The 21,963-nt window shown below is 49.2% G+C and carries 19 protein-coding genes; 6 read left to right on the forward strand and 13 right to left on the reverse strand.

What is annotated here, in order from left to right:
- Window positions 1-24 precede the first annotated feature (24 nt).
- The 4 genes from AAC022_RS18460 to AAC022_RS18475 form a co-directional block, all read right to left on the reverse strand.
- Window positions 25-846, reverse strand: a complete 822-nt coding sequence (locus tag AAC022_RS18460) for a purine-nucleoside phosphorylase (protein WP_339733427.1) — start codon at window positions 844-846, stop codon at window positions 25-27.
- A gap of 168 nt (window positions 847-1,014) precedes the next feature.
- Window positions 1,015-1,287 carry a hypothetical protein gene (locus tag AAC022_RS18465; RefSeq protein ID WP_339733429.1) on the reverse strand — a complete coding sequence of 91 codons (273 nt, stop codon included), beginning with the start codon at window positions 1,285-1,287 and terminating at the stop codon, window positions 1,015-1,017.
- A gap of 592 nt (window positions 1,288-1,879) precedes the next feature.
- A complete protein-coding gene (gene arsS, locus AAC022_RS18470) occupies window positions 1,880-2,920 on the reverse strand; it encodes an arsenosugar biosynthesis radical SAM (seleno)protein ArsS (RefSeq protein WP_339733431.1) in 1,041 nt (346 codons plus the stop codon).
- Between the two features lie 54 nt (window positions 2,921-2,974).
- Window positions 2,975-4,153: a methyltransferase domain-containing protein gene (locus AAC022_RS18475; RefSeq protein ID WP_339733433.1), complete on the reverse strand. Its 1,179-nt coding sequence runs from the start codon at window positions 4,151-4,153 to the stop codon at window positions 2,975-2,977.
- A 256-nt stretch (window positions 4,154-4,409) separates the two neighbouring features.
- On the opposite strand from AAC022_RS18475, the gene AAC022_RS18480 reads away from it, so the two are divergent.
- Together AAC022_RS18480 and AAC022_RS18485 are read left to right on the forward strand one after the other, a co-directional pair.
- The gene (locus AAC022_RS18480; protein WP_339733435.1) at window positions 4,410-5,153 is read left to right on the forward strand and encodes a TIGR04283 family arsenosugar biosynthesis glycosyltransferase; all 744 of its coding nucleotides are present in this window, start codon (window positions 4,410-4,412) and stop codon (window positions 5,151-5,153) included.
- Complete coding sequence (locus AAC022_RS18485; RefSeq protein ID WP_339733437.1) at window positions 5,117-5,815, forward strand: TIGR04282 family arsenosugar biosynthesis glycosyltransferase; 699 nt, start codon at window positions 5,117-5,119, stop codon at window positions 5,813-5,815. Before AAC022_RS18480 ends, AAC022_RS18485 begins: the two co-directional genes overlap by 37 nt.
- A gap of 17 nt (window positions 5,816-5,832) precedes the next feature.
- Here AAC022_RS18485 and AAC022_RS18490 read toward each other — a convergent pair whose 3' ends face one another.
- The 6 genes from AAC022_RS18490 to tilS all read right to left on the reverse strand — a co-directional run bounded on the left by AAC022_RS18490 (window position 5,833) and on the right by tilS (window position 13,595).
- Window positions 5,833-6,639, reverse strand: a complete 807-nt coding sequence (locus tag AAC022_RS18490) for a sulfite exporter TauE/SafE family protein (RefSeq protein WP_339733438.1) — start codon at window positions 6,637-6,639, stop codon at window positions 5,833-5,835.
- A gap of 73 nt (window positions 6,640-6,712) precedes the next feature.
- Window positions 6,713-8,110 carry an MFS transporter gene (locus AAC022_RS18495; protein ID WP_339733439.1) on the reverse strand — a complete coding sequence of 466 codons (1,398 nt, stop codon included), beginning with the start codon at window positions 8,108-8,110 and terminating at the stop codon, window positions 6,713-6,715.
- A gap of 18 nt (window positions 8,111-8,128) precedes the next feature.
- A complete protein-coding gene (locus AAC022_RS18500) occupies window positions 8,129-9,079 on the reverse strand; it encodes a hydroxyacid dehydrogenase (protein ID WP_339733440.1) in 951 nt (316 codons plus the stop codon).
- A 42-nt stretch (window positions 9,080-9,121) separates the two neighbouring features.
- The gene (locus tag AAC022_RS18505; protein WP_339733442.1) at window positions 9,122-10,351 is read right to left on the reverse strand and encodes a threonine synthase; all 1,230 of its coding nucleotides are present in this window, start codon (window positions 10,349-10,351) and stop codon (window positions 9,122-9,124) included.
- Window positions 10,352-10,685: 334 nt separating this feature from the next.
- On the reverse strand, window positions 10,686-12,239 hold the full coding sequence (locus tag AAC022_RS18510; RefSeq protein WP_339733444.1) for an MFS transporter: 1,554 nt from the start codon (window positions 12,237-12,239) through the stop codon (window positions 10,686-10,688).
- A 279-nt stretch (window positions 12,240-12,518) separates the two neighbouring features.
- Complete coding sequence (gene tilS / locus AAC022_RS18515; protein ID WP_339733446.1) at window positions 12,519-13,595, reverse strand: tRNA lysidine(34) synthetase TilS; 1,077 nt, start codon at window positions 13,593-13,595, stop codon at window positions 12,519-12,521.
- Between the two features lie 984 nt (window positions 13,596-14,579).
- Here tilS and rny point away from each other — a divergent pair.
- Window positions 14,580-16,127, forward strand: coding sequence for a ribonuclease Y (gene rny, locus AAC022_RS18520; RefSeq protein WP_339733447.1), 1,548 nt, complete (start codon window positions 14,580-14,582; stop codon window positions 16,125-16,127).
- 22 nt (window positions 16,128-16,149) lie between these two features.
- Here rny and AAC022_RS18525 read toward each other — a convergent pair whose 3' ends face one another.
- Window positions 16,150-16,773 (reverse strand): FMN-binding negative transcriptional regulator, encoded by a 624-nt coding sequence (locus AAC022_RS18525; RefSeq protein ID WP_339733448.1) that lies wholly within the window; start codon window positions 16,771-16,773, stop codon window positions 16,150-16,152.
- Window positions 16,774-16,966: 193 nt separating this feature from the next.
- Between AAC022_RS18525 and AAC022_RS18530 the strand changes: the two genes are divergently transcribed.
- Window positions 16,967-17,332 (forward strand): cupin domain-containing protein, encoded by a 366-nt coding sequence (locus AAC022_RS18530; protein ID WP_339733450.1) that lies wholly within the window; start codon window positions 16,967-16,969, stop codon window positions 17,330-17,332.
- 53 nt (window positions 17,333-17,385) lie between these two features.
- Here the strand turns inward: AAC022_RS18530 and AAC022_RS18535 are convergent, their stop codons facing one another.
- Window positions 17,386-17,838, reverse strand: coding sequence for a VOC family protein (locus AAC022_RS18535; RefSeq protein WP_339733452.1), 453 nt, complete (start codon window positions 17,836-17,838; stop codon window positions 17,386-17,388).
- A gap of 190 nt (window positions 17,839-18,028) precedes the next feature.
- Between AAC022_RS18535 and AAC022_RS18540 the strand changes: the two genes are divergently transcribed.
- Window positions 18,029-19,840, forward strand: coding sequence for an arylsulfatase (locus AAC022_RS18540; RefSeq protein WP_339733454.1), 1,812 nt, complete (start codon window positions 18,029-18,031; stop codon window positions 19,838-19,840).
- Between the two features lie 12 nt (window positions 19,841-19,852).
- On the opposite strand, the gene AAC022_RS18545 is transcribed toward AAC022_RS18540, so the two are convergent.
- Entirely contained in the window at window positions 19,853-20,734 is an 882-nt protein-coding gene (locus AAC022_RS18545) for a helix-turn-helix domain-containing protein (protein ID WP_339733456.1), read from the reverse strand.
- 247 nt (window positions 20,735-20,981) lie between these two features.
- Here AAC022_RS18545 and AAC022_RS18550 point away from each other — a divergent pair, with 247 nt between their 5' ends.
- A complete protein-coding gene (locus AAC022_RS18550; RefSeq protein ID WP_339733458.1) occupies window positions 20,982-21,929 on the forward strand; it encodes a sigma-70 family RNA polymerase sigma factor in 948 nt (315 codons plus the stop codon).
- Window positions 21,930-21,963 lie beyond the last annotated feature (34 nt).

Genomic DNA, 21,963 nt, shown 5'->3' on the forward strand with positions numbered 1-21,963 from the left:
GAAGTGGACTGCCTGCGATTATACTCAGATGTGCTCGATGATCTCGGGGATCAGTCGTGCCAGCTTCTGGCCTCCCTCTGCAGCGACTTTTAAGATTTTGCTGATATCAGCGGGCTCCAATGCGTCTGGCAGGCATAGATCTGTGACCACAGACAGGCCAAGTACCTTCATCGAAGCGTGGTTCGCCACAATGCATTCGGGAACTGTCGACATGCCGACACAGTCTGCCCCCATCTGTCGCAGCATGCGGTACTCGGCACGGGTTTCCAGGTTCGGTCCAGCAACAGCGACAAAGACTCCTGTTTGTGTGCGGATTTGAAGTTCGAGGGCTTTCTGCTCAGCCAGCTTGATTAAGTCCTGGTCATAAGGAGCACTCATATCGGGAAAGCGAATGCCCAGGCGATCATCATTGACCCCGCGTAGCGGGTTATCGCCCATCAGATTGATCTGATCTTCAATGATCATAATGTCGGCCAGATGGTAATGAGGATTCATCCCCCCGGCTGCGTTGGTGATGATCAGGGTTTCCACGCCAAGTGCCTGCATGACGCGGACAGGGAAAGTTACTTCTTTCATGGAGTAACCTTCGTAGAAGTGAAACCGGCCTTCCATGGCGATGATCGGAGTTTCGTTCAACGTTCCGAATACGAGCTGTCCCGCATGTGATTCCACTGTCGAGTGAGGGAAGTGGGGAATCGATTCATAAGGAATCGAGGCATCGCGTTTAATTTGCTGACTGAAGTCACCCAGTCCTGTCCCCAGGATTAAACCAACTCGGGGCGTTTGCTGTATTTGCGGCTTCAGATATTCAATCGCATCATTGATTTTTTCGACCAATTCCTGCATAGGGGAGTACTCTTCCGTTGTAGATTTCAGGAGGCCGATCGATGCAACAATACTCAGATAGCTGATAAAAGAGCAAGTTATGTGGAGCAGACAGGGATGTAAAAAAATAGTTCCTCGCCAACTCAGAGAATTTATTGGCGAGCGAACTGCGTGAGTGACTGAAGTTTATTAAAAATCATCATCGTCGTCATCAAACTCGTCGTCGAATTCATCATCTTCTTCTTCTTCATCATCGAATTCTTCTTCTTCTTCTTCTTCGTCGTCGAAATCGTCGTCGAAATCGTCGTCGTCATCGAGCTCGTCATCGTCGATGTCTTCAAGCTCGTCGAAGCCAATATTTTCTTCGTCATCGTCCAGTGACAGGAAAATGATGGCTGGTTCATCCGTGAATGTTTCAAGTTCTTCAGGGGGTTTTATTAGAGTTGAGTCGGCTAATAACACAGTATGATCCTCGTAGTTACTTTGTGAAATCTTTCCAAATTTCAAAATGGTTTTTATCGATACATAATGCCCGATGTCAATAGTTAGTCGTAAGATCTTCCTGACAATCCGGGAGAGCTTTTCCTGTATTTGCAAGAAAAAATGTTATTCAGAATATTTCCATTATTATATTTTTTTCGCTTTGTCAAGTGCGAATAAAATGAACTGTCAATATATAGAACTATTTCCGCTAATGTAGTGGAATCTCATGAGGAAAAAATCGTGGTTTTGTGGCGCAATCACTAAAAACTTACACTGTATATACAGGGCTATTTCATTTGAAATAGGAATAGTGATAGAATGAATAGTCTGTTAGTCTGGCTTGATTTAGGGCGATTAATCGTATCTGAAGCCGATTTGTTCTTCATCAAATATTTAAAGAGAATTAACTCGGGAAATGCCAACCGTACGGGCATGGGGAGTTCGTGAGGCGGCGACCGGGCAGGGGAATGACGTCTGGGATAGTAAGGTGGTGCACGCTTATTTCACTGGTGTCATCGCTGCAATGAGGTTCGTAGAAGGCTTCTGAAGATGCCATAGAACCGGGAGTCGGCTAGTTGATGGCACCACCGCAACTGGAGCCTGCGCCGGCAGTGCAGCCATAGCAGTGTTGGTTCGTTATGATATTCCTGTTTGCCAGATCCTGATAGTGAAAATCGCGAATGTGCCGTCGGTCTGAGACTGTGACAGCTAGATCCAACATCTGGTTGAAATCACAGTCATACAGATAGCCCTGCCAATCCACGGAAATAAGGGAGCGGCACATCAGCCCGGAGATCGTTCCAGGATTGAAAGCGTTGACCAGTCGCTCCATGTATTCTTCTGTCCGCCCCTGATTGACTAGTTCACTAAGAAAACGGCTGATTGGCATATTAGTGATCGTGATCAGATTGGTGAATTCAATGTCAAAGCGTTTTTTCAGCTCTTGCCTGTAGGCCAGTTCGAGTTCTGACTGGTCTGGAGGCAAGGAGAATCCCACAGGATTATAAACCAAAGTCAGTTTGAGTGTGGAATCGGACTTTCCGTATCCGAGTGCGTTCAACGCTTTCAAGGCCTGGATCGATTTTTGAAATGCGCCATTGCCTCGTTGCGCGTCTGTATTCTCTTCAAGGTAACAGGGGAGTGAAGCAACAATCTCGACTTGATGTTCGGCAAGAAATTCGGGCAGATCTTGAAAGCCGGGGGCTAACAGGATGGTTAGATTACAGCGATCAATGACCTGTTTGTTGAGTCTGGTTGCTGCGACCACGATTTCCCGGAAGTGAGGATTCATTTCGGGAGCCCCTCCCGTCAGATCCAAAGTTTGAAAACCCGGATGTTTCAGAGCGTTCAGGCAATGTTCTACAGTGTCTCGATCCATAATCTCTCTGCGATCGGGGCCCGCGTCTACGTGGCAATGATCGCATGTCATATTGCAAAGTTTTCCCAGGTTGACCTGCAGTGTGCTGATCGTGCTGGCTTGCAGAGTGGGAACTTGATGCTGCTCCAGATGCTGATTGAATGCAGGCTGTTGAGACTCTTCGTTGAGAATACGCAACTGCTCCCGAGGATCGGCCAGCTTACTGTGTTGTCGGAGCAGGGTGAGTGGAGCCATGAATTTTCCTGAATAGGTAGGATAGAAGAGCGTGGAACTGCGTCGCCAATCGATTTAACAGCAACCACTGTCCGGACTGCAACAGGAATCCACAATCTGGCTGGTCAGATCATAGTTTTTGCCCTTGGATTCCTGGGGATGCCGCACCGCATTCCGCCGACAATCCATCTCGTGCGCCTCATCCAATGGAAGAGTCTGATAGGGGGCAACAGGAAGAAACTGCCCCTCGTAGGGAGCTGCTTGCAGGAGTTGGAATGTTTTATCACAAACCGCAATTCGTTCTCCTCGCGAATAAACATGACCATCGTCATCTTCGACTTTTTTGAAGGGCCCGCGATAAATCATCGCCTGGTTTCGTTCCAGGCAGGGACCTTGCTTGCCTTTGTACGCTGAGACCGTCATCGATCGAAACTCAATCCCTTCGATAGTTTGCCAGGGAGTCTCTTCACGCTTCAGGATTTCAATGCCATGAAAACCCGCGTCTTCAAATGCTTTCAAAAAGGCGTCTTCACGATAGGCACCCGAGAGGCAGCCCGACCAGAGTGTAGGATCGTCGCGCAGATGTTGTGGTACATCTTCATCGCAAACGATATCGCTGATGACGGCTTTGCCGCCTCGTTTTAAAACACGAAAGACTTCCTGTAGCAGTTGCCCGCGATCCCCTTCGCGCACTAGATTTAGAACGCAATTCGAAATCACACAGTCGACACTGTTGTCCTCGATCAGCGGGCTTTCGCTACGTAAGCGTTCTTCCAGATTGCGTAATTCCAGCCAGCGGGAATGGTTGTCGATCGGACTGGCAGACAGTTCCTGATTGAGCTGGTCCAGATCCAGTTTCAAATCCTGAATTAGTCCGCAACGGAATGAGATGTTAGAATATCCCAGTTGATCAGCAACCTGCTGTTGATATTTTCGGGCTAATGCCAGCATCTCGGCATTGCAGTCAACGCCGATCACGGTTCCTGCGGGACCGACAATTTGTGAGGCGATATAACAGATCTTTCCGCCTCCCGATCCCAGGTCGACAACCGTATCACCGGCGGACAGATAAGGAGTCGGGTCGCCACAACCGTAGTCGCGTTCCAGAATTTCCTCAGGAATGATCGATAAATATTCCGGATTGTATTCGACGGGACAGCAGAGTGCCTGCTCTTTCTGATTTGCTGCATTGGCATAACGCGTGTAAACAGATTCTTCTTCTGTGGAACGAGCCTGCGTATTTACTGAATTCATGGTAATCTGAGTTCCTTTCAATTCCAATTTCCGTCAGTTAAAGTCCCGAAAGAACCTGATCAATGTGTTTAATCTGAACGATGATTGTCTGTAGGAGATGATAGTATAATAATGTCGGAGGATTCGAGAAACATTGTTGTTCCAGAGAAGGGACGACTTTTTGATGATCGAATTATCCTCTATTATGGTCTTGAAAACTGTGAAGCAAATCACATTTTACAGATTCACGTCAAAAAAAATCAGTTCAAGGCTTCAAATGGATTCAGAACCACAGATTTCTGTTATTATCCCTGTTCTGGATGGGGAAACCTGCTGGAAAGGGTTAATCGCTGATTTGGCCGGTTTTCCAGATACGACTGAGTTCTTATTTATCTCGAATGGAGATCAGCCATCCGATTTTTTAGAGTTGGTTCAGCAGTATCAGCTAAACAGCCGCAGCCAATGGCAGCAGACCTTGATGGGAAGAGCACTCCAGATGAATGATGGTGCAGCCCAGGCGTCTCGGTCTCACCTGTTGTTCTTGCATGCGGATTCACGACTGACTGAAACCGGCATTCAAAGCTTAATCCAATCTTTGAAATCGAATCCCGATGCGCTACATTATTTCGATTTGAAATTTGAGGAGCAAAGTTTTTTATTGATGCAGCTCAATACGTGGGGCGTTTACTTTCGCTCTCATGTTTTAGGAATTCCCTTTGGGGATCAAGGTCTGAGTTTGAGCCGCGCTCTGTTTCATGAACTTGGCTGTTTCGATGAAACGGCTCCCTATGGTGAAGATCATCTGCTGGTCTGGAAAGCCCGGCGCAGGGGAATTCGTTTACAATGTACGGGGGCGGATATTAAAACCAGTGCCCGAAAATACCAGCAGCAGGGCTGGTTCAAAATTACCGTCAAACATCTCTGGCTGACGCTACGACAAGCAGCCCCTCAGTTTTTTCTCTTACTCAAAGAACGTGTTGTTTCATGGTTTCAAGGCAAGGCGCCATCGTCATCTTCGTGAAGACCCCCGGGTATTCACCTCTGAAAACCAGATTGGCGCAAACGATCGGTCAAGCGCAGGCGGAGCAGTTTCATCGACTTTCTGCGTCAGCCGTCGCAGCCGTCGTGCAGTCGGTCGTGCAGCAGAAACAGGTGACTCCTTATTGGGCCGTCGCGGAAGAAGCGGCGCTGGAAGATCCGTTATGGAACCAGTTCGAAACCATCTTTCAAGGTACAGGAGACCTGGGAACACGCCTGGCACACGTGAATCAGGTTCTCTCTAAGAAGTACGACTTTGTAATCTTCCTGGGAGCAGATACTCCGCAGCTTCCGGTGGCCTATCTGACAGACGCCATTGATCTCCTGTCAAACGTCGCCGAACAACGCCAGTTTGTGATGGGGCCTGCCGACGATGGGGGCTTTTATTTATTCGGCACGCCCATATGTTTATCTCAGGAAACATGGCTCAATGTGCCGTATAGTGCTGCGAATACGAGTGAGAAATTACTTGAACAACTGGAGGGGCAAGGAGACATCCATCAGCTGCCCTCGTTAACCGATGTCGATACGGTGCGTGAACTGCAGACGCTCATCCAGGAAGAGAGCGATGAAAAAACACTTCTGCCAGAACAACGGCAGGTGATAGATTGGATTCAGCAGCAGAACTTTCCAGTAAGTGAATGAGCATGCCGATTCTGCTCTTATGGTTTTGAAGTGACCGCCGTTGTTTCCAGTTCGGGAGCCGGTAATTCTTCAGAGCTTCCCTGGATCACCATATACAGCGAACTGACAGCGAGCAGCGACAGCAGGCAGCGTTTAAAGACAACCGGGTTGATGCGCGGCCCAATCAGCGTTCCTAGCTTCATCCCCAGAATAACAAACGGGACCATGATGGCCGAGGTCAACAGCACTGGTGTCTCGGCAAAGCCCATCAGCGTCAATCCGATGATTCGTGTGACAGAGATCAGAATAAAGAATCCGAAAATGAACCCTTTGTATTGATCCTGCGTCCAAGGCTGACGAATCGCATAGATGACAATCGGAGGGCCGGCGATACTGGTGGAACCGGCCAGAAAGCCGCTGCAAAAACCGGCGAAGGTACTCCAGACCGAAGCCGCTTTCTGAGGGCCTTCGACTGCTTGAGGAGCCCGCTGAAAAAAACCGTCGATCACGATCAGGAAAATGACGAGTCCCGTACCACGTACAAGATAGTCCAGGTCAATCAGCGTAAATGTCAGCAGGCCTAAAGGGAGCCCCACCAGTGATCCCAGAATCGCGCCCATCAGAAGTTTGAGATCAGATTGCTTTCGATAGCCCCAGAAGATCCACATCACGGGAAGTACGATGCTGAATGCGACCAGTAAATTTGCTTCGCGAAAATTGAGCACTAACGGCAGCACGGCCATCGCCACGATGGCATAGCCAAAGCCGATGATCCCCTGAATGAACGCGGAAATGAAAGCAACAGAAAGTACGAATAACCACAGCTGTGGATCAGAAAACATCATTATCTTATACAAGTCAAAATGAGCCACATTAGATATGTGACTCCGTGAAGCGAGAGTGAAAGCGGCGGGGAAATTATTCCATCAGAGCACTGCCTTTGGTTTCTTTGGCAAAGTAAGGCAGAATCGCACCGATGATGAAGAGCATGCTCAGTATCGTAGCTGTTTGCGCCATTGTGTATCCCCAGTCTTTCTGCATCCAGCCTCCAATAAACAGAATGGGGGCCGCCAGAAGACGTCCTGCATTAAAACAGAATCCAGTACCGGTTCCGCGCAGACGTGTGGGGTAGAGTTCCGGAAAATAGATCGCATAGCCGGCGTGCATACCCAGCGTCAGAAAACCAAATATTGGTAGGAAGCAACCAATGACAATGGAATTGTCTAATAACTGAAACAGGATCACGGAACTGATCAGCCCTCCGACATTGAACAGGAAAAAGGCGCCGCGGCGTCCAAACCATTCACAAATCGGCCCGAATGCTAACAGCCCAAGACCCCCACCAGTTGTCGCCAGGAACATGCCCAGCATCTCCCATTTTTTTAATGTCGGCTTGATTGTTTCGAAATAGGCTTTTGTTTCCTCTGTGGGAACATCAGGCTGATCCTGAAACTGTTCGGCGACATAGTCTGCTTTCACCGCATTTAAAAAGACATTTCTGCCATAGATATGAACTCCCCAGAAGGTGGCCAGACCGATCGCTGCCAGTAAGACACCAATACACGTGCTCTTGGTGTATTGTGGTGAAAGCAGGTCCCAGATGGTTCCCATTGTTTGGCTGCTATCTTGTTTTGCCACTTCCTGTGCGTGTTGCCAGGATTCCGGTTCTTTCATGGAGCGGCGAATCCAGATAATCAGAAACGAGGGGACTACTCCCAGAGCAAAACCGATACGCCAGGGCAGGCTGGGGTAACCAACATTTTGGGCATATTCCTGAATGCTTTCATTGCCGATGATAAATGCGCCTGCCAGAATCGCGAGGTAAGTTCCCAGTACACTGGAAGCATGAAAGATACTGCCAACACGGGCGCGGGCTTTCGGGGGAAACGTTTCGGCAACGAGGGTACTGGCGACCGCCCATTCACCACCCACTCCCAATGCGACGAGAAACCGAAAGCCGGCCAGTTGCCACCAGTCCTGTGAAAATGCGGAGAGGCAAGTGAAGAATGAGTAGAACAGGATTGTCAGGGACATTGTTTTTTTGCGACCAATCCGATCGCTTAACGCGCCAAAGCCAATTCCACCGAGAGCCCCACCGATCAGGAAGGCACCTAAGGCAATATTGTTATAGAGTGCCTGTTGCCCTTTGGTCGTCTCAGGAGCGACGAGAGAAGGCATGGCTTCATTCATACTGGCGACGAAGATCTGTCCTTCGAAGACATCGAACACCCAGCCCAGGGAGGCAATCGTCAGGACAAGCCATTGGTAACGGGAAATCCCGTCGTACCATTTTTCTTCTTTCAGTTCGTTCTGCATCAGGCCGGTACTTTATCGTTAAGGTTTAAAAACATTGATCGCTGGTTTTCCGCTCAACACTAATCGTACATCTTCGCACACAGAATCGACCACGCGTTCCTGTGCTTCCACAGTAAAGGCGGCGATGTGGGGCGTTAAGATGACGTTTTCCATCTGATTCAGCGGGCTTTGTTCGGGGGGTTCGGTCTCTCTGACATCCAGTGCGGCACCCGCCAGTTTGTGTTCCAGGAGTGCCTGGGTCAGACCGCGTTCGTCGACGACTTCCCCCCGCGATGTGTTGATAAAAAAGGCATCCGGCTTCATCTGGCTGAAATGCGAGTACGTTAACATCTTTCGAGTATCAGGTGTCAACGGACTATGGCAGGAGATGACATCGGATTCTGCCAGCAACTCATCCAGTGAGACGAGTCTTCCGTTTAATTCTTTGAGAACGGGGGCATCAGCGGCCAGATAAGGGTCTGCTGCGATGATTTTCATGCCAAACGCGTGGGCGCGGGTTGCCGTCATAGAGCCGATGCGGCCCATGCCGATGAGACCAAACGTTTTGCCGTAGAGTTCAGTGCCCGTGAACTTGATACGGTTCCAACCTCCGGTCAGCGTGTCCTGTCGTGCTTCGGGAATTCTTCTCAACAATGCCATCATCAAACCGATGGTCAGTTCTGCCACAGACAGAGAATTGGCGTCTGGTGTAAAACAGACGATGATTCCCTTTGCTTGCGCATAGTCTGTGTCAACATTATCCAGGCCAACACCAGCCCGGGCAATGATTTTCAGCTGCGGCGCAGCATCAATGAGTTCCTGATTGACTTGTGTCTGATTTCTGACAATCAGTGCCTGGGTGTCCTGGAGTTTCTGTTTCAGTAAGTCCCTGTTCTGCCAGAGATAGGCATCGAATTCGACGTCGAGATCCTCCATGAGACGAATCATGGAAGCCCCCTGAATGTTCTCTGTCACCAGAATATCACTCATATTACTTCTTCCCGCTGTTAGCGATTACCTTGGTTTTGTTGTTCAGACAAAAAGAGAGTAGTCAACGGGCTGATTGATGTCGATAGACTGATCAGCCGGAGGGAGTTCGTATTTCAATCCCGAAGCACAGTTAAACAGAACTGCACTTTCGTCGGGGCTGATGCGTCCTGATTCGAGTTCCTGCTTATAAGCGGCGTAGGTGGCGGCCCCCTCCGGACACATCAGGAAACCTTCTTTTTGAGAGGCTTCATTTAGTGCGGCGGTAATTTGCTCATCATTGACGGCGGTGGCAAATCCCTGGCTTTCTCTGACGGCTCGTAGAATCAAAAAATCGCCCACAGCGACGGGAACCCGAATGCCCGCAGCGACGGTGTGTGCATTTTGCCAAAGTTCAGCATGTTCTTTGCCTTCTTCGTAGGCTTTGACCATCGGAGCGCATCCGGTTGCCTGGACGGCGACCATGCGAGGCAGTTTACCTGTGAGCCAGCCGATCTCTTTGAGTTCGTTAAACGCTTTCCACATACCGATCAAGCCGGTTCCTCCGCCGGTCGGATAAAAGATCACGTCCGGCACCTGCCAACCCATCTGGTCAGCCAGTTCCAGCCCCATCGTTTTTTTGCCTTCGATGCGGTAGGGTTCTTTGAGGGTCGAAAAATCAAACCAGCCCACCGGTTCTTTGCCTTGTGCTACAATTTTTCCACAGTCATTGATCAGGCCGTTGACCCGCCAGACATGTGCCCCTTGGGCGGCAATCTCGCGGACATTGATTTCGGGCGTATCATCCGGGCAGAAGATAAACGACTTCATGCCAGCCCGAGTCCCATAAGCAGCCAGCGCCGCGCCAGCATTCCCATTGGTCGGCATCGCGACTTTGGTGACGCCCAGCTCTTTGGCCATTGAAACAGCCATACAGAGCCCGCGGGCTTTGAAGGAACCCGTCGGGAGTCGTCCCTCGTCTTTGATCCAGACCGAACCCTTACCGCCTTGCAGGCGGGGAACTGGAATTAACGGAGTGTGGATTTCACCCAGGCTCACAATATTTTCTGATTTGCGAACGGGTAGAAATTCACGATATCGCCAGAGCGTTGCAGGGCGGGTTGCCAGTTCTGCTTGAGAGACTGACTGGGCGAGCGCGTTTAAATCATATTTGACCAGCAGCGGTTTGCCTGCTTTTGAAAGGCCGTGCAGTTGATCTGCTTCGTACCGGTCATGCTCCATCCCACATTCGAGATGGGTGACAAAAGTTTGAGACTCCGGGAGCGCATCGAGCATGGGAGGAAACCTGTTATCAAATGAAGTATCAAAAATGATCAGTTGTTAAATTCTTTAAGGGCTTATCATTCTGTTATCCAGCTATTATTCAAAATGTCAACCCATCGGCATTGTTGAATGTTTCTGGGGGAGGCTTACCCGATTTGGATGTGACAAAACAATGTTCACTGATTCATGTCTGGAGTCGAGATGTCGGGGTCATGATGTTCTGAACAATCAATCGATCGCCGGCAATCGATCACCGGCAATCGATCGTCAGTTTTAAAAAAGAAAAAACGGCCACCCGGATTCAGGTGGCCGTTCGAAAATCTCATCCGAATTAAATTTCCGACGGTTATTCAATCGGGCCTTCTATACCACCGGTATAGTGTTCACCAACCGGTGCTTCACCATGCAGAACTTCAACCTGGTATCCACCCTTGGATCGGAAATACATGACGAGGATAAAGTAACCGAAGGCCATAATCAGAGGTACCAATGCAGTACACTTCAAAGCCATGCGGCCACCATAAATACCGGCTTCGTCAACGGGTTCCTTGTCTTCAGCAGCAAATGGCTCAGCACCCTGCCACCACTGATTCAGGGACGTAATATATGAGTCCGTTTTATTCTCTTTCTTAAGTTGCGCAACAGTTTCTTCCAGATCTTTTCCGTCGTTATTTAAGACGCTCACTTTTGAGCCGTTCAGACCTTTGATCTCTGGGAAAAACAGGAAGCCATTTTTGTCTTCGGCGGAATAACGCTCATATGCTTCTGGTGAGAGTTGTTCCAGTTTTTGTGTCGCGAAGTAATCCTGGTTATAGCCGATTCCCGGTCCACCAAGCAGTCCGGCAGACAGCATGCCAATGCCGCCCATGGCGCCCATGGTAATCGCGCCCCCTTTGGGAAACCGCTCACCAACGACACCCAGCATGGTCGGCCAGAGGAAGGTTTTTCCCAATCCATATACGGTGACAGCAACCCAGACCCAGATCGCTTCTTTAAAGCTGCCGATCATGAATAAGCCTACGGCACCGAAACAGGCACTCACACAAAGCAGCCCCAGTGGGTTGATTCTTTCGACAATCGGACCGGCAAAGAAACGCAGGACGAACATGATTAAGGACGCATAGATAAACAGATACAGTCCCTGACCAACCAGAATTGAATCAGTGATACTGGCAATCCAGCTATCCGTTCCCAGTTCCACATAACCGACGCAGGCTTGTAATAAGAGTAAGCAGATCAGTAAAGGACTGGCGAATGTCATCAGCATCTGTCCGAAGCTGACACCTGCCGACTTGGCTTCTGAAAGCGGGAACTTCTGCTTAATCACAATGAAACCGTAGATCAGAGTCGGGATTAAAAAGACCGCCATGGGGTATTCCCAGCGAAGGCCGGGAACGCTGTCTTTCATGTTGGCATAGATGGCGGCGACGATCCCGCCGACAATCAATCCACCAGGCCAGCCAGCGTGCAGAATATTCAGGTAGTGGGTTTTCTTCTTGGGGTAGAGCGTCGCGACCAGAGGGTTGATTACCGCTTCGCAGAGACCGTTGGCGACGGCGAACATAAACATTCCGATATACAGACACCAGTATGTGGCATCTTTACCCATTGAGTGAAAAATCGGAGTTGCAGCAAAGGTGATCAACGCGGACAGCACATGCAGAATAAACGCTAATAACAAAATTGGTTTGTAACCGACATTATCAGTAATCAGACTGGCTAACAGAATCACAATACCAAAACCAACGAGACCGCCTCCGGTAATCGTACCAAGGTCGAATTTGGTAAACCCATATTGGGCTCCCCAGTCTGCCAGGATGCCTCCTCGAATTGCGAACCCCACGCCGGCGGCGATGAGCGTCATAAAGCTCGCAATAAACAGTGGTTTGTTGTTATTCATAGCTGCGACTTCTTTGATTGAACAGGGCGAGTAATAAGTGCAATGTGCATAACAAGAATGGAGTATTCAGAAGCGATAAGATCGAATGCAGATCAGGAATGGATGCTTCGAATGGTCTTGATCACACGACAATAACACACAACAGGCTTAACTCTAAATGAGATGATTTCGAGAAAACCGTGTTATGTTTTTATCAGCAACGCCAGATTCTAACCAACCGTGATCAAGATTTCCACAATACATATGTCGTAATACGAATGTTTGTCAGAATCGTTCCACTTACGTGCGGGAGGCCTTTTTTAACTTGCGTAAAATAAGCAATCGTTCCCGGCGCTCCGCTTCGATCTGATCGGGCAGACTCAATTTCTGACCCGAGCGGGTCAGTAGTAGCAGTCGCTGCCAGTGATCAAAGCCCATTCGTTTTCTGGACCAACTCATCCGTTGCCAGATTTGCAGAAAACATTGTCGGATCAGATAGTCTGGTACGCCTTGGAAGACTTCACAGTCCAATCGCCAGGTTTCCTGGTTTTGATCCAACGTGGCTGCAGCCAGAAGTTGCTCGACTTGTTCGGCAATGACTGCTGTGACTTCATCCGCCTGATGCGCGAGTCGATGGACGGCCTGCGCAACATTGGGGTTAAACTCCTTTTTTAACAAGGGGATCAGTTGGTGTCGAATCCGGTTGCGGGTGAAGCTGAGGTCGGTATTCGATGCATCCGTTCTGAAGTCTTGATCGCAGTCCTTTAAATACAGCAATACGTCATCGCGGCTGAGTTCCAGCATCGGACGGATCAGAAACAGGCCTTCCTGGAGAGGGCGAATGCGGGGAATTCCTCTTAGTCCGGCAATTCCCGTCCCCCTGATCAGGTGATGTAATACGGTCTCGGCCTGATCATCTCGCGTGTGGGCAATCGCAATTTGTGAGCACCCGTGTTCGTGGGCCGCGCGGGTTAAAAACTCATAACGGGCATTGCGGCTAAGTTCTTCCAGGCCTTCTTTCGATTCTTGTCGCGTCTGGTGCAGTTCCTGTTTTTCGGTCACAAAGGGAAGGGAGAAACGCTCACATTCCTTGCTGAGCCAGGCGGCATCTGCATCAGAAACGTCTCCCCGCAGGCCGTGATTCAAATGGGCGACAACCAGCGACTCAGGATGCGTGGGTGCGGCAATTGACTTATTTAACTGATCCAAAGCACGCATTAAAGCGACGCTGTCTGCCCCGCCTGAGACAGCGATCAGAGTCCGATTTGCAGAGGAATCGGGGTGTGGACTAATGTTTTGTGGGGAGGGCTGTTCTGCTTCCCTCCGCTGCTGGCATTCGAGCAAACCATGTTTCACTGCTTGAACAAACTGATGCATCGGAAAATGGGAATTCTGATAAGTAGGTATGATTTGAAAAGTGCAGGGCAGACGGCTTCAATTTGAGATTTGACTTTCGGCCAATATTTCTAACTATATACTATCGAAACCAGAAATGTCTTGTTACCATAAAAAAGGAATTTTACGAGAAGTTTCCACTGTCATTCCAGTTACGTGTTTTTCATCTCATCCTTCCAGGGGCATTCAATACTCAAGAATGAGAAGATGTTGATCGTTTTTTGCTGGATGTTGTTGAGTTTGCTTTTCATAATAGTTTCATTGTATTTTTACTTTTAAGTTTCCTTTGGGCATTTCTTGGCTTGATGGGGAGCATTATCACAGCGACTGATTTTGATTTAAAAAGCCAGTCGATGTGATTTATGAGTTTCTAAAGTAGTCCTGGGTTCGGTTGAATTGGAGAATCAACAATGTTTGGTATTCTCAATGAGACAATTCTTGCAATTTATGTTCTTCTCACCAAATGGGTGAGAGTATTGCCGATGCTGCTTCGTTCGCATGAGCCCTCTCATTTGACGAGAGCTCACATTCTGAATGTCGAGTCATTCACTCATCAGATTCAGAAAAACGAGATCGTGCGTCGTCTGTTGTCTTATTTGGGAGTCGAGTTACGGTTGCGTGTGCCGGTGAAGGTGCGCTCTGACCGACGGTGCTTTAAACGTCGTTAAGCTGAAATAAGCACGGGCCATAGTTTGTTGTAAGTGTATCATCTTGATCTAGATTGCTTAAAATTAAAGTATGTCAATAGATTTCATTTCTTCTTTCAGACATATTCGATTTGGGAACTCTCTGACGCTCCTATCATTATAAAAGAAATTCCTGACAACATGATTCGTACTTAGCTGGTTTGATCCTGATTCAGGAAAGAACAGGAAAGTGCGATTTTGTCTCTGTTGTGTGCCAACGCCAAATGGTATCTGACAGGAAGGGGCTTTTCACCATAGGCGCATAGGAAGCACCTGGAATATGTTTACTCAAGTCGCTATTGGGGCTACCCTGGCGTTCATTGTTGGGGTCGTCATTGGTTATTTCATTGACCGTATTCGCCGCGGATCTGCTTACCAGTCTTATTCACAGATCTTAAAACAGGCTGAACTCGATTCGGAAAATCTGCTCAAAAGCCAGAAACTGGAAGCCAAAGAAGAGTTACTGAAACGCCGGGAATCGCTCGAAGAAGAAGTCAATAAGCAGCGTGAAGAGCTGTGGAGCGTCGAAAAGAAACTCAGCAAACGAGAGACTGCGTTAGAAGATCAGCAGGCTGACTTCCTCAAAAAAGAAGCGATGATTCAGACAACCCAGTCCAAGCTGGCTTCCCGTTCCAAAGCGGTTGAAGCCCGAGAGCAGGAGCTGGAACGTGCTCTGAAAAAACAGCAGGAAGAGCTGTTTAAAATCAGTGGGCTCGATCGGGAAACGGCTTCCCAAATGCTGCTGGATCGTCTGGATAAAGACCTGAAAAATGAAACAGGGGCTTTGATTCTGAAGCACCAGGCGGAACTGAAGCAAACGTGCGACAAAATTGCCCGCGAGACAATTGGCATGGCCGTGCAGCGCTTCGCTTCAGGGCATGTCGCAGAAACCACCGTTTCTACGGTTGATTTACCCGAAGAAGAAATGAAAGGCCGGATTATCGGCCGCGAAGGTCGCAATATTCGTGCATTTGAAAAAGCAACCGGCGTGGATGTTATCGTCGATGATACTCCTGGTGTGGTTGTGGTCTCTGCGTTTGACAATGTACGGCGTCAGATCGGAAAAATGTCGCTGCAGAAACTGGTCAATGATGGTCGAATTCACCCGGCACGCATTGAAGAAGTGGTCGAGGAAACGCAGAAAGAACTGGAAGAATATATTCAGACCATGGGGCAGAGTGCTTGCCAGGAAGTGAATATTTCCGGTGTGAATCCCAAGATAATTGATTTGCTGGGGCGGTTACATTTTCGAACCAGCTACAGCCAGAATGTATTACGGCACTCGATTGAGGTTTCTGCTTTGACCGGAATTATGGCAGAGCAGTTGGGGCTGGATGGAACGATTGCTCGTCGTTGTGGTTTGTTTCATGACATCGGGAAAGCGGCCGACCATGAAATGGAAGGCGGACACCCGGCTGTAGGGGCGCAATTACTGAAACGCTATGGCGAGTCTCAGGAAGTCGTACATGCTGCCGCCGGCCATCATGATGATATCCGTCCCGATTATATCTATACCGTGCTGGTTGCCGCCGCCGACGCCTGTTCTGCATCGCGGCCGGGAGCACGTCGCGATACGCTTGAAAAATATGTGCGTCGTCTGGAAGAGCTGGAAACGCTCGTCTGTGGTTTTCCGGGCGTCGATCATACCTATGCGATTCAAGCAGGTCGTGAAGTCCGCGTGATTGTCGATGCTGATCAGGTGAATGATCGAGAAGCAGCGAAAATGTGCAAGGATATCGCGCAAGCCATTGAAGACACGTTGACCTATCCTGGTGAGATTCGGGTCACGGTGATGCGGGAATCACGTACCGTTGAGTATGCCCGTTAATCAAAAAGACAGACTTCCCCCGTCAGGTGGGTAACTGAGATTGCATCAGCGCCGCGATGGCTTGTGAGTCATCGTGGCGTTGTTCTTTTAATGCGTGGATGACTTTTTCCCGCCGCTCCCCAGGATGATTCTGGCTCAGTTTGAATTTCCCTTCGATGCGTTCAATCTCAATTTTAAAGCCGACAATGCCTTGCAGGAGTTGGTCGATGAATTCCGGGTCTGCATTCTGCATCGACCAGGGGGTGGCTGCAGACGCTTCATAGAATGTCACGGTCTGTTCGATGACGGCTTTTAATTCATCAGGATCGTCGATCGCCGAATAACGGCCATAGACGTGCACGGCCTGATAATTCCAGGTGGGGACAGTGTTGGCAGCTTCATACCAGGTGGGGGAGATGTAGGCGTGGGGGCCATGGAAAATCGTCAATACCTGCTCGTGTTGTGTCGTTTTACTTTGAGGATTGGCCTTGGCGAAATGCCCCAGAAGCTGCCCCTGTGTTCCGATGTTACGATCCAGTAGCAGCGGCAGGTGACTGGCAAAGGGTTCGTATTCCTGGTGCGTGATCAGAGTTGCAAAACTGTGTTGCTCAATAAACTGATGCAGGACATTCAGATCTGTTTCGGCAAAGGAAGCAGGCACATACATGGTTTGAACAGCCCAGTCTAATGGTTTCGGGGAATTCGTTATTCTTGAACAGTATGATAATACAGGAAAAGATGAGACAGGTCTTCCTGTCCGCAGGTTCGTGGGGCTTTCAATTCCGCAACAATTTCTTTACTTTGAAATGAGTACGATTACTCTGAGGACGAAACGTCTCTTGTACAGGAGTTCTGCAAACATGCCATTTATCGATATTGATGCTGTCGAACCATTGGAAGTTCTCCCCGGCTGTAAGATGCGCACGCCTTATGGCGAAAATCTGATGTTATCCTATCTGGAAATGGATGAAGGAGCCATCGTACCTTTGCATCATCATCCGCACGAGCAGGGGGGCATGCTCCTGAAGGGGAAGCTGGAGCTGACCATGGGAGATGAGGTACGTGTTGTGGAGGCAGGCGCGATGTTTATCATTCCTCCCAATACGCCACATCAGGCGATCGCCGTCGATGGGCCGGCTGTGGTGCTGGATGTATTCAGCCCTGTTCGTGAAGACTATGCGGAATTGTATAACAATTACATTCCGGTTACCGATGATGACTCGTAATCAGACCGGGAGTACGGGCAAGATCCTGCATTGTTCCGGGATCTGGTCTCTACTTATTGTTGCTGCTGTTTCTGTTGTTGCTTAAATTCTTCGGCCCGACGAAGAAGCTCTTCGTTTGCGAGTTCTTCAATCTGCGTTGCGATGTGCCATTGAATTCCATACGGGTCTTTGACTGAACCGCTGCGTTCTCCATAAAACTGGTCAGACGGTTCGCGCAGGTTGATCGCGCCTGCTTCCAGAGCTTTCTGATAGGTCGCGTCGACGTCGGGGACGTAAAGGTGAATCGCAGCGGAAGTCTGGCCCCATTCTTCACAGGCATCTGCGAGTTCGATCAGCGAGTCTCCAATCTGCAGGCAGGCGTGGCCAATTTTATCCTCATGATGCGAGATCATCACAGGTGTGGCATCAAATACCGTCTTCAGGAATTCAATCATTTCGGTTGCCCCTTCTACCAGTAGATAGGGAGTTACCGTATGATAGCCTTTAGGAATATAGTGTGGGGACATGGTCCTTTTTCCTTCAGAATATTTTGATTCTGGAATAAGATACGAGAACGAATATTATATCGTTTGATATGCGAAATTGATAAAACATAAATTCTAAAATGAAATAATCACATCATTCGTCACTTGTGAGAAGACTTTCGGCAGGTAGATTGTTTTCACATCAATTGAATCTTTTCAGAGGATACACCCGATGCGATTGCTGCTCATCCCATTCATCGTGTTGACATGGATCAATCTCGTTTATGCTGTCGAACAGCCGAACGTAATCTTAATCATGAGTGATGACCAGGGGTACGGTGAACTTTCCCGACACGGGAATCCGATTCTGAAAACGCCGCACTTGGATCAACTGGCAGCACAAAGCATTCGGCTGACTGATTTTCATGTCGCGCCGATGTGTACGCCGACTCGGGGACAGTTGATGACGGGCTTGGACTCATTCCGCAACGGGGCGATGAACGTCAGTAGCGGGCGCACCTTATTGAGGCCCGAATTAAAAACGATGGCCGATCTGTTTCAGGCAGGCGGATATCGAACCGGGATTTTCGGGAAATGGCATCTGGGAGATAATTATCCGTTTCGCCCTGAAGATCGTGGTTTCGAAGAGACGCTCTGGTTTCCTTCTTCGCACATCAATGCGGTACCCGACTTCTGGAATAACGATTACTTCGAGGATACCTACACGCACAACGGACAGCGGGAGCAATATCAAGGCTATTGCACCGATGTCTTTTTTCGCGAAACAAAAAAGTGGATTCAGTCACAGAAGCAAGGGAAACCTTTCTTTGCTTATCTTCCTTTAAATGCACCGCATGGCCCGCACTTTGTGCCGAATGAATATCGGGGGCCCATCGAAGCTGCAATGCGGAAAAATGAGAAAGTGGTGCAGCACTTGAAGCCGGCACGTCGCAAGTCGTTGGTCAGTTATCTGGCGATGTGTGCTAACATCGATGAGAATATTGGCAAGCTCGATCAGTTTTTACAGGAGTCAGGTCTGTCTCAAAATACAATCATCATTTTTCTGACCGACAATGGCAGTACGATGGGGCCTGATTATTTCAACGCGGGAATGCGGGGGAGAAAAGTCACGCTGTGGGAAGGCGGACATCGCGTGCCTTGTTTTATCCGCTGGCCGGGAGGAAAGCTCGGTCCCGCACGCGATCTGAACGATTTAACCCACGTACAGGATTTACTACCGACTCTGACAGAACTGTGCGATGTACCGCAGCCGAGTCGCGATCTGGATGGGATGAGCCTGGTGCCGCGCATTCTCGGTCAGGTGGAAGCGTTACCCGAGCGGATGCTGGTGGTGAATTACAGCCGCATGCCCTTTCCTGGAAATAAAAAGAGTATGTATTTGTCGGTCCCTCGTAAAGCAGGGGCCGCGGTACTCTGGAAGCGTTGGCGCTGGCTCGAAAACCGGGAGCTGTACGACCTCAAGCAGGATCCGTTACAGCAAAAGAATGTGGCAGAAGCCCATCCTGAGGTTGTCAAACAAATGCAGGGCCATCTGAATCAGTGGTGGGAAGGGGTGAAGCAGACCGCTTCTGTCCCTCAACGTGTGGTGATTGGTCACGCAGCGGAAAATCCGGCGATGTTGACTGCCTGTGAATGGCTGGATGTTTTTGTAGATCAGCAGGGGCAAATTCGCCGTGGTGTCCGAAAGAACGGCACGTGGCATCTCATTGTGGATCAGCCTGGGACGTATGATCTGGAATTGCGTCGTTGGCCGCGGGAAAGTGGTTTGAAGTTGAATGCAGGGACGCCCGCACTCAAAGTGACCGATGGCCTGTTTAGAGAGGGCGTCGCTTTGCGGATTGCGAAAGCCAAAATCCAGATCGGGAAGTTTGAAGCGATCGCGGAGCCGGATACGAGTGGCCAGTTTATCACGTTTGCTGATGTACCATTGCAAAGTGGCCCTGTAGAATTGAAGACGTTCATGCAAAATGAGCAGGGCAAGGAGATTTGCGGCGCGTATTATGTCTACGTGAAGCGGAAGTGATCGTGTGGTTGATTAAGTCGTCGATTGTTTTCCGGTGGCACTCAGCAAAGTTTGTGCGAATGCTTCCAGATGCCTGATGTTGTCACAGAAGGCGGCGTACTGTATCTGTTGACGAATGGGTTCGTGCAGTGCGCGCCCGCCGACAACGAAGGCGACATCAAGTCCAAACTCGTCATAGAGTTCGGAATACTCGCGAATGAATTGTGTTTCATCGGGAATATGACTGACACTGAGCCAGAACAGCTTCGGTCGATGTTGTTTGATTGCCGCGGCCAGCGTTTCGAAGGGCAGGTTCGCACCGAGTGAGACGGCGTTCCATTTAATATCACGCAGCACCAGTTCGACCATCGTCGTTGCCATGCTGTACTGATCGCCCTCAGCGGCCCCGCCGATTGCCAGTGGTGCCTCGGCAGGATGAGTAGGAATCAGTGTGCGCAATTCGTGCAGGACTCGCAAGATCAGTTCGCAGCCACGGCGTTCCTGGTAGACCTCGGCGTCACCGCACTTCCACCGATCACCAATGGTGGCAAATGCCTTCGCAAAGACCAGGTCGCAAATCGAGCTGATACTGTGCTCCGCCAGGTAAAGGTCTAGCACAATTTGCCGGCATTGTTCTTCATCACCGAGCAGGAGTGCCTCTGTGAGTTGCGAGGCAGCGCGGTCGATAACGCGGATTGTCTGACCGGTTGTCGCAGGCAGTCCCAGTACTTCAGGGCGGACGATTTCGTGTTTGCTCGATCTGAGGAATTCGATGAGATCAGAGATCGCAATGCGTCGGTGTCCCCCCGCCGTATAGATGGTGGGGATGATCCCTTTGTCGCACCAGCGTTTGACAGACGACTCACTGGCCTGGATGGCGCGGGCAACTTGTTTAGGTGTTAGGAATTCGTTCATAACGAGGTCTTTACTGAACGATTTGATCGTTATATGTCAGCGGGTTAAGTATTACATAGAATGATTCTAGCTTTTAAAATAGAATATGGCAAGGTTTTGTTTTGTAAGTCACTGTAATGTACCAAGATAGGTCTAGTTGATTTAAAATGAACGTTTTGAACGATTTTGTGGTTGTCTCGATAGTGGGGGAGTGATATAAATAAGGAAGTGCGTTTCGAATCATTTTCTGTTTTATGGGTAATGACTAATGATAGCATGTTCATGTTTACTTGAGGCAAAGCAAGAAAAAGCGGTCAGGCATCGTGCCGAGCGATTATTACAGACTGAGATCGATTTCATTTCCAATCCTTCCTTTCAGTCTTTGGATGTTGAGGGAGAAATTGAGTTTCAACATGAATCGGACACTTCGTCCTGGGCTACGAAAAACTGCATCAATTTGCTGAAGAATCCGCGGCAGTTGCCGACCCATTTGGCGCGTCTGTGTGAAGGTGAAGTGCTTTCGGCTGACGAGGAGCGAACGCTGTTTCGCCGCATGAACTTCCTCAAGTATAAAGCGAATGTTCTGCGCTCTCAGCTCAATCCAGAATCCTGCTGCAAACAAGAACTAAATACGATTGAGTTGTTATTAGACGAAGCATTACGTGTTCGGAATGAGATATTCCGCAGTAATATGCGACTGGTCGTCTCGATTATCAAAAAGTGTGTCACGCCTCATGTCACCTTTGATGATCTGCTTAGCGATGGCATTTGGACCTTGATGAAAGCCGTTGACAAGTTTGATTTTGACCGAGGCTTTCGATTCAGTACTTATGCGTATCGTGCGATTACAAATTATGCCTATCGTAAAATCGCCGACCAGAGAAAAGAGCATTTGCGATTCACACAAGCGAAGCAGGAGCAGCCACTCGAAGAAGTCAGCGGAGAAAATCGTTCCGAGTTGGACGAACGGACGTGGCTGGAGTTGTCTGAGTTGCTCACACAGAAAATTGAAAAACTAGATCAGCGCGAGCAACTGATTGTTCGCGCTCGCTATGCACTGGGAGGACAATCCAAAGTGCAAACATTTCAGAAACTGGCCGATCGACTGGGTGTTTCCAAGGAACGGGTGCGGCAGCTTGAGCAGCGTGCGGTTGCTAAATTGCGCGTGATGGCTGAGAAAACGAAACTGGATCTGATCCATGAGCTGGTTAGTTGAATGTTACTTTGAAACTGTTACCTGTGGGGACAAA

It is taken from the genome of uncultured Gimesia sp., assembly GCF_963976445.1.
Taxonomy (GTDB): Bacteria; Planctomycetota; Planctomycetia; order Planctomycetales; family Planctomycetaceae; genus Gimesia.